Genomic DNA, 3,677 nt, shown 5'->3' on the forward strand with positions numbered 1-3,677 from the left:
CTGATAACTGATAACTGATAACTGATAACTGATAACTGATAACTGATAACTGATAACTGATAACTGATAACTGATAACTGATAACTGATAACTGATAACTGATAACTGATAACTGATAACTGATAACTGATAACTGTTAACTGATAACTGATAACTGATAACTGATAACTGATAACTGATAACTGTTAATAATGATTGCCAACTTTGCGATGATGGACAGCAGTTAAGACATCTAAACGAGCAACTCGTCCGCTATTAACGGTACAATAAACTACCCAATGATCACCGCAATCTAAACGACTGGCGACTTGACATTCTATGTAAGCCAAGGCATCGGCTAAAATTGGTGATCCGTTATTAGCAGTATAGGTTTTAATGCCTTCAAAACGATTGGCACCGGGAGAGAAACGCTTGAGGAAATGTTTCATTAATTTCTGATAATTATCCTCAGCCAAAACATTTAAAACAAAGGTATCGCTAGGCTGTAAAAAGGATACCATTGCCCGATCTTTGGCCACTGCAATCGCCACACCTAAAGGATTTAAACTTGCTTGTGTCACCCAAGAGGCAATCATGGCACTAGATAAATCGGCTTTTTGGGAAGTAATTAGGTATAATCCGGTGCTAATACGACCTAGAGCCTTTTCTAAGTCGTTGTTAATCGACTTAATTTGTTTAATCGTTTTTTCTCGGCTTAACCATTGGCCGAGGTCGGTTCCTGCTTCATCGGCAATCAAATCGAGGGATTGATTGGAATTGTCTTTAACTAAAAGAGGAGGAAAAGCTTCGATCGCCCCGATTTCCTGTAATTTATTTCTTAAGGGAAAAATTGGTTCATCTTCCCCACCTCCTGACTCAAATAATCCCACTGCTTGTTTGCCATTAATTGAAGCAATAATCGTGCTTAAAATCGTCTGGTTAATCGAGGAAGATTGGGGAGGCATTCCGATGATAACTCCCTTAGATTGATTGATCAATTCTCTGACTTCGTGAGGATCAGCATTATTCATATCGACTAATTCTGTCACCACATCATTTTTATTCAAACCCTGACTTATCATAGTAGCTAAATGTTCGCTTTGTCCGTAATCTTGTGTAAAAAATACAGCCACTAAAGTATCGGCAGAAGTTTGTTCTTGACTCCAAGTTTGATAGCGTCCCACCCAATCAGAAATATGGTGTTTTAATAGAGGACCGTGACCGGTGGCAATGAGATTAATCTCAAATTTCTCGATTCTTTTAATTGCCCCTAAAACTGAACGAGCATTCGGTCGCATCAGACAGTCATAATAGGTTTGAAAATCGCCTTCTAGCAGCTCTTTTTCTCGATCATAGGTTTGATCATCACAAAAGTGCATTCCGAAGGCATCACAGGTAAAAAGGGTGGCAGTTTTAGCATCAAAAGTGAAGATAGTATCAGGCCAATGAAGATTAGGGGCTGCAACAAATTCTAAAACATGGCCATTACCTAAATCTAAAGTATCACCACTTTTAACGATTAACTGTTTAAAGGGTCTGTGTACCATGTTTTCGAGGAATTGCATGGCAACTTTTGCACCCACCACGGTAACTTCTGGGACTAATTCTAAAACTTCTTTGACTAAACCACTGTGGTCGGGTTCGGTGTGACTGATAATTAAATAATCAAGATGATTGATGTTGATTAGTTTAGTTAATTCCTCCAGATAAAGGTGATCGAATTTGCGGTGAGATGTATCAATGAGGGCCGTTTTTTCCCCTTGAATAACAAAAGAATTATAAGTGGTACCGTTTTCTAAACCAAATTCGATATCAAAGCGATCGCGGTCCCAATCCAAACAGCGCAGGGTAAAGGTATTTTCAGCGATTTCTTGGATTTGTGTGGTTAAACGGCTGGTTTTAGCAGGTTTTGGGGTGATTAAAGCAACCATAATTTCTATCTCCCACAGGATTTGATTCGGAACTGCATTTGCTTAATTCCTATGGTGACTTGCTTTCAGGGATTTGTAAAATACCAATTACTCAAGTCAATGATTAGCTAGATTTATATAACCTTTTCTCTATGGTTGCGGATATTAATTTGAGTGCCGGCCCTGCCGAATCAAGCTCTGAATACTGATTGTGCATTGTATCCACCGGTTGGCTTAGTCCTCGGTTTCACTTACTGCACTTTTGCCTATTTGTCAAGCTTTTTACACAATTCTTAATATTTCCCTCGTTTTTGCTCTCTCGCTCTCTTGGGGTGTTTTGTTTTCGATGTCAGTCTATGAGTGAACCTGTAACCCTTAACACAAGTCCAGAAAACGGGTTTCTTCAAGAAACCCGTTTTCTCTGTGTGGCTAGGTTAATTTATCAGTGTGAAATCAGCCGCTATCAGGGTAGGAACAGTCAACAAATTGGCAAATTCAGAGCCACTTCCTAAGCCCGCAGCACTACCATTTTGATTGTAGTAAATACTGCCACTACTGGTACTGTAAACGATAAAAGCGCTGCTAATAGCGACTAAATCATCATCATCGACGCTGGCAAATTCTGCTGGTTGACTGAAGCCATTGCCAATGACACTTTGTAAGGCGGTAAATATGGCTTTACTTAATACTATTTTATCACTGCCGGGGGTGAAATCGCTGATGGCATCGATTCCTAAATTACTACTGTTGAAGATAAAGTTATCGCTACCATTACCACCAGTGAGTAAATCATCGCCAGAACCACCAATTAAACTATCGTTTCCGTCTTGACCGGTTAATTGATCGTTGCCACCACCACCAGTTAGAGTATTATTAAGGCTATTCCCAGTTAGTCGGTCATTACCGCTATCGCTAATAATATTTTCGATGGTGTTATTGGCCGAAAAAGTCAATTTTAGATTATTGGTGACGACGGTTTGGACAGTAGTAATCCCTAAGTTAACTCTTACTGCGGTATTTGTCCCAGTAAAGTCGAGGGTATCGATACCACCGGTGGTAGTTTCTTGGATGGTATCGCTTCCTAATGGGGTTGAAGCATTGAAACAGTAAATATCGTTACCATTAGCACCAGCGAGGATATTGTTACCGCTATTTCCAGTGATTTTATTGTCACCAGCGTTACCCGTACCGTTAATATTATTAGTGCCAATTAGTCTGAGGTTTTCGACATTATTGGGTAGGGTGCGAGTGAGACTGCTTTGCCAAGTATCAGTAATGATAACTTCTCCTATTCCTCCTTCGGGATTAATGGTAGCATTAACCGCATTTGACAGGGTTACTGTAAAGGCTTCATCGGCTTCGTTGAGGTTATCATTGAGGATGGGAATGCTAATAGTAGCGGTGGCAGTATTCGCCGCAATGGTGAGGGTTCCTGTCTGGCTAGTGTAATCTACATTAGCGGTAGCATCAATGGGTGCAGTGGTATAGTTGACGCTAATTGGTTGAGAATTGGGGTTATCAACTGTGACGGTGAGGATGGCATTACTATTTTGACCTTCCACCACGGTGATGTCGTTGATGGAGAGTTGCGAGGTGAAAGTGCTATCGTCATTGGTAATCGTCCCCGTGGCTGCGGTGGTAGTCCCTACTGTATAACCTGTCCCAGAAGCAAGAGTTAAAGCAACAGTTTCATCACTTTCTACTGTTGTATCAGCAGTGGGGTCAACTGTTACAGTAGCAGTGGATGAACCAGCAGCAAAGGTGACACTGGTGGGAATAGAAGCGTAA

General features: G+C 40.8%; 2 protein-coding genes. Both read right to left on the minus strand.

Translation table 11 applies throughout. The features are described 5' to 3' along the window. Positions 1 to 185 precede the first annotated feature (185 nt). Positions 186 to 1,910, minus strand: a complete 1,725-nt coding sequence (locus ACE1AQ_RS03075) for a diflavin flavoprotein (RefSeq protein WP_374807825.1) — start codon at positions 1,908 to 1,910, stop codon at positions 186 to 188. 413 nt (positions 1,911 to 2,323) lie between these two features. Beyond that, positions 2,324 to 3,677, minus strand: a 1,354-nt coding sequence (locus ACE1AQ_RS03080; RefSeq protein ID WP_374807827.1) for a Calx-beta domain-containing protein, incomplete at its 5' end; no start/stop codon positions are given.

This window comes from Microcystis sp. BLCC-F209 (assembly GCF_041928595.1).
In the GTDB taxonomy this organism is placed as follows: Bacteria; Cyanobacteriota; Cyanobacteriia; order Cyanobacteriales; family Microcystaceae; genus Microcystis.

What these genes read in the sequence shown, in the direction of transcription:
- ACE1AQ_RS03075 (WP_374807825.1), bottom strand. Translation starts at nt 1,910, where the DNA reads ATGGTTGCTTTAATCACCCCAAAACCTGCTAAAACCAGCCGTTTAACC.